General features: G+C 60.7%; 4 protein-coding genes. 3 read left to right on the top strand and 1 reads right to left on the bottom strand.

Annotation, left to right across the window (positions count from 1 at the left end; translation table 11 throughout):
* Nucleotides 1-107 precede the first annotated feature (107 nt).
* The 3 genes from ACWELQ_RS37930 to ACWELQ_RS37920 all read left to right on the top strand — a co-directional run bounded on the left by ACWELQ_RS37930 (nucleotide 108) and on the right by ACWELQ_RS37920 (nucleotide 2,651).
* On the top strand, nucleotides 108-926 hold the full coding sequence (locus tag ACWELQ_RS37930) for a hypothetical protein (RefSeq protein ID WP_452401839.1): 819 nt from the start codon (nucleotides 108-110) through the stop codon (nucleotides 924-926).
* Nucleotides 927-1,706: 780 nt separating this feature from the next.
* A complete protein-coding gene (locus ACWELQ_RS37925; RefSeq protein ID WP_452401838.1) occupies nucleotides 1,707-1,943 on the top strand; it encodes a hypothetical protein in 237 nt (78 codons plus the stop codon).
* 366 nt (nucleotides 1,944-2,309) lie between these two features.
* The gene (locus ACWELQ_RS37920) at nucleotides 2,310-2,651 is read left to right on the top strand and encodes a hypothetical protein (RefSeq protein WP_452401837.1); all 342 of its coding nucleotides are present in this window, start codon (nucleotides 2,310-2,312) and stop codon (nucleotides 2,649-2,651) included.
* Between the two features lie 123 nt (nucleotides 2,652-2,774).
* On the opposite strand, the gene ACWELQ_RS37915 is transcribed toward ACWELQ_RS37920, so the two are convergent.
* Entirely contained in the window at nucleotides 2,775-4,490 is a 1,716-nt protein-coding gene (locus tag ACWELQ_RS37915) for a tetratricopeptide repeat protein (protein WP_452401836.1), read from the bottom strand.
* Between the last annotated feature and the right edge of the window lie 444 nt (nucleotides 4,491-4,934).

Below are 4,934 nucleotides of genomic sequence, written 5' to 3'. Positions count from 1 at the left end.
CGACCCGGTCAGCCATCGGGTGTATGTCACGAACAACCTGTTCCAGGGGTATCAGCAGGACCCGAAGGTCGTGAACTTCAATGCGGCGCATGCCTAGGCCAGCAAGCTTGCCGGTGCTGGGACTCGGCGCCGAATTCAACCTCCTTCCTCCGGCAACTCGTGTGGGATTGCGCACCATATGTTTCCAAGGCATCGAACGTGCGATGTTCGTTGTCCATGTTCTGTCGGATGAGTTCCATGTTCTGCTCCGGGAGAGCTACCTTCTCCCAGATACCGTTCGCCCCCCTTCTAAACATGCACCGATGGACAGGCGATCGTTTGCGGTGGCGGCACATCACAATCTCGGATGCTCCCTCACCGAAATGACAAGGCGGCTCGACGATGAAGTGTTCGATGTGTTCCGCGACGTCGTCGAGATCGTCGAGCAACAGAGGCCAAACGAACTCGACTTGGCGTCTGCGTGGATAAACAATGTCTACGATGTCTGCTGGCTTTCCGGCCGAGAGATCCTCCGATCCCTGACCGACCTCATGTTGGCGTTGTACCCAGAGGGTGACGGCACAGTGGACTGGTTCGAATTTGCCTGTAATCATGCAGCGCACCTGCACACTCAATTGGCCGGGTTCACCAGCGATCTAAGATATCTGGCGAGGATTCTCAACGACTTCACTGCAGTCGACCTGCGAGAAGTTGCGCTCGATGAGGGAGCGCTGCAGGGTCTGCGATGGTCGACATCCACGCAATGGCCATCGGAATGGGCACTAAAAATAAAAGCTGCCTCAGTCCCAGTGGGCAGAGGAATATTTGAAGTGCGATCGAAAAACACAAAACCAACTCGCAAATGCGAAGAGTCAAATGCAATGAAAAGGCCAATCACCATAATTGGAGGGATCAATTCACACCCTAGGCGCAGCCTGGGTGCATGAGAATCAACCGGTCCGCCCCGGGCGTGAGCCGAGTGCAACCTGGTCGTAGCGCACCCGGCGCTCGGCCTACTCGCTGCCGGGAAACCGCGCCCACAACCGATCAAGAATCTCACCCCCGGCCAATCTCTTTGCTGTCCAGAGTGCTCCAGGTCGAAAACGCCCCGCCGACTACCCATAGCTTCGTGCACGCCCGGCGGCCGCCGCCGCGGAGATCAACCCCAGCGGGCGGCAAAGCCGCGGTAGCTCTTCGCGACTCACGCGTGTGTGCCTACACATCTCTGTGCAGGCCTGGCCTCGCCGAGAGCAGGTGTCCGGGGGCAGCGCCCCCGCGTGCGGCCCGCAGGCCGCAGATACCCCGGAGTGTAGCGCGGCCTTTGGGCGTGGTGGGGTTCCTCTCCGCTTGGCCTGAGGGCGTCAAACCAGGATGGCCCGGGGACCGTCAAACACGCTCTTCCTTTTGACGGTCCCCGGGCAATCCTGGTAGCCCTCGGTCAGGCCAAGCGGTGAGGCGCCCCGCCACGACAAGCCGAGCGGACGCAGGCGCGAGCGAAGGTTGCGGTACCACCGCACCACCCGCCCGACGAGAGCGAATCATCCACTGCCCCAATTGATCTCTATCTCTTATGAGGTGAGACGGGATAGAGACGGATCTGGGCGCACAAGAAGAATGTCGACGCGGGATCGATCCTGTGCGGGCTATGCCGAGAACCGTTCTCTCGCTGGCCAAACCATCGGATCAGAGCAACGTTGCATTTGATCGCTAGCGGATACGGTGAGTGGGTGAGTTCAGTACTGCCGACGAGCCGAAAGATCAGCAACGACATCGCAAAGGCGCTCGTCGAAGCGAGCAGGGTCGGTTGGCAGTCAGCCCCTTGGATCTGCGGCCCATTACCTGGTGCCACGATCGAGATTCTGATGACTGCCGAACGAGCGGAATTCTTCCGCGAACACGGCGTTCCAAACGAGTGGGCCATGACGGATCTTGCTAGTGAGGTAGAACCAAAGTGGTATCGGTAGTATTGGCTCTGCTGGCACGAGGTCGGGGTATGGATTGTGAGGGTTCAGAGGCGAAGCAGCCGTCCCGAGTTCCTCGAACTCAAGCAATTCAGCGGTACCAGCAGCTTTGACGCCGCAGCTGGGTGGATCGTCGACGATTTCCGAGCCGCTGGCTGGTGAAATAAACCTAGCAAGACCGCAACACTTTTGACGTTTCAGGCTTGCGCGATGATCCGTCCGACCACTACGAGGATGATCACCGCATTTCACAGCGTAAGAGGTGAGTTGCGCGAGCGTTGGCGATAATCGGGGCGCGGAGGCAGCGATGTGTCAGTGCCGCTTCGTACCGTGGATCGGGCACACGCTTCAGGCGCAGGGGGTCCCGCCATGACTCAGCCCATTAATGCCGCCGATCCGGCCGCAGCCTACATCGCTGCCGCCGAGCAGGTGATCCTCGCGATGCCCGCCGGGCAGGTTTTCATAAATGCCGAGGTGCTCGCCGCGATGCGTTCAGGCGGCTGGCCGGAGCTGCTCGAACCTCGGCGCATGGGTTCGATGCTGCTGCGGCTGCGCAGTCACGGCTACGCGGAGAAGATCGGCAACTTCGCGACTCCCGCCCGCTCCCATGGCGGCGTGACCTCGCAATGGAGGCGCACCAGTCAGGCGGCGGACATCCTCGAATCTTCGATCGGCCGCCACGTACCCAAACCGCCTTCCAGAGCAGTCTGAATCTTCCTGCTTAAGAGGCGATTCCGGGATTTCTGCTCAGGCAGGGAGTCGAGTCGACCTGCATATCGATAGCGGAGTACCCACCCGTGAGGCCGACTGCACCAGCCTCATGAGATGGCACACCTAGTAGTCCTTACCGCGGGACCAGGCCTCGGCCTCGGCCGCGGCCAGCGCAGCACGATCACGCAGAACAATCCCAAGATGCCATTTCGCGCTCGTGTCACCAGCGCCAATCGCCTTGCGAAACCAGGACGTCGCCTCGATCAGCTCACCACGAGCATGAAGGAGCTTCCCGAGTTCCCTCATCGAACCGACGTGTCCGCCATCAATCGCCTTGCGGAACCAGGACTCCGCCTCCATCAGCACACCACGATCACGCAGCAGATTTCCAAGACTCCACATCGAACCGTTAACACCGGCGTCAATCGCCTTGCGGAACCAGGACTCCGCGCCCACCCACTCACCACGATCATGCAGAAGATGCCCGAGACTCCACATCGAAGTGCTATCGCCAGCATCAATCGCCTTGCGGAACCAGGACTCCGCCTCGACCAGCTCACCACGATCACGCAGCAGAAGCCCGAGTCTCCACATCGAACCGATGTTTCCTGCATCAATCGCCTCGCGGAACCAGGACTCCGCCCCAGCCAGATCACCACGATCATGCAGAAGATCCGCGAGACTCCACAACGCATCCTTATCACCAGCGTCAATCGCCTTGCGGAACCAGGACTCCGCGCCCACCCACTCCCCACGATCATGCTGGAGCATCCCGAGGTTCCACATCGAACCGACTTCGCCGGCGTCAATCGCCTTGCGGAACCAAGACTCCGCCTCCACCAGCTCACCACGATCACGCAAGATGTTTCCCAATATCCTCATTGCGTCGACATCTCCACCCTCGGCTGCCTGGTGCATGAGCGTGGCGGCCCGTGGGGTGAGGCCTCGTTGGTATGCGGCGTATCCAACGCTTACTAGAGTTTGGATGGTGGCAGAGTGAGTCGCAGCATCCCAGAATGTGTCTGGGATCAGCCGGGGTGTTCGATGGTCTTGACCGTCATCAGCGGCGACAAGATAGTCGAATGGCCGGTACACGCGGGTCTGGTCGTCGAGGTAGCTCGTCCGCAATGCTGCTGCGCGTCCTGCGCCTTTCGGAGGTTGACGTGCGGCTGATATCGCGGCGAGCACGTCTTCGACTGCGATATCGAGCTCGGGCCGATTGGTGCGCAGTCGGCTCATCGTGAATTCTGCAAGTACCGGTTCAGGGATTGGGTCTTGTCGCCCGATTCGCGCCCAGTCAATTGCGACTTCGATCACGGCGTGCTGTGGAGGGTCTGCCTCGGCCGCGTCATCGTAGCGGTGCAGCAGTTCTGGTGCACCAGCGAGGACTTCACCGAGACCGTAGCCATCGAGGCATTGATCGGGGTAAGCCGCTGCCGCTGCTGCCTGCTCGCTCGAGTCTTCACTGGTAGAGGCTAGGTCGATGACCTCGGCTTGTTCTAGCAGGAGCCTGGTGTCGCGCTGGAGTTCGCCATCGGCGCGCAGCCGCGCGCGCATTTCCGAGCGGAGCGTGGCTACCACCATTGTTCGACCTGGGCGAGCGGATAGCTGTGCCAGTACCTTCGGAGTCAAGGCGTCGATACCGTTCAGATAGTCCTGCAGATCATCGAGCCAGACCACGATGGTGTCTTCAGAGTGGAGGACACGGGGGTGGGCTGCGAGTTCGGTAGTTCCGCCGATCACGGGCCACAACAACACTGCTGTCGGATCGGCGTCGCGGACAGCTTCAAAGACCGTGCGGGTCTTTCCTGCCTTTGAAGGGCCGACCACGATCACCATTCGGGTGCCCGACAATGCCTCGGCTAGCCGATTATCAACTCGGTTGCCGGTCCGCTTGACATAGCTGTCGTCGAGACCGCTGGCGTGAGCATTCCCGTATGCCGAGCTGGTCGCGCCTAGCGTATAGGCGTTCAGCTCACCGACTTTCGGCAGCTCCGAGCCCGGGCACCACCGGACGAGCTCTCTGAGCGTCCTGTGACCACGACCAGAGTCGTTGACGTTGAAATCACCGTAGAAGATGTTGCCGGTGTACGAGTTCCCACCGGGTCCCTGAGAGGGTGATGTGTCGTTGGGGGGTGTCAGGGCCGCCCTCGAGTAGGGTCCGGTGACTCCCGGAATCCCGCTCGTACGCCGCTGATATTTGCATCGCCGCCGATGCGGCTGTCGGTCAGCCGCACCCCATCCCCGGTGGACTGGATATCGGAGATCTCCAAAGCTGCAGCG

The organism is Nocardia sp. NPDC004722 (genome assembly GCF_053601505.1).
The sequence above is the reverse complement of the archived record's forward strand: the minus strand, read 5'-3'. Positions and strand labels throughout refer to the sequence as shown.

Coding starts and splice junctions, on each gene's coding strand:
- ACWELQ_RS37920 (WP_452401837.1), top strand. CDS start 2,310: ATGACTCAGCCCATTAATGCCGCCGATCCGGCCGCAGCCTACATCGCT.
- ACWELQ_RS37915 (WP_452401836.1), bottom strand. CDS start 4,490: ATGGTGATCGTGGTCGGCCCTTCAAAGGCAGGAAAGACCCGCACGGTC.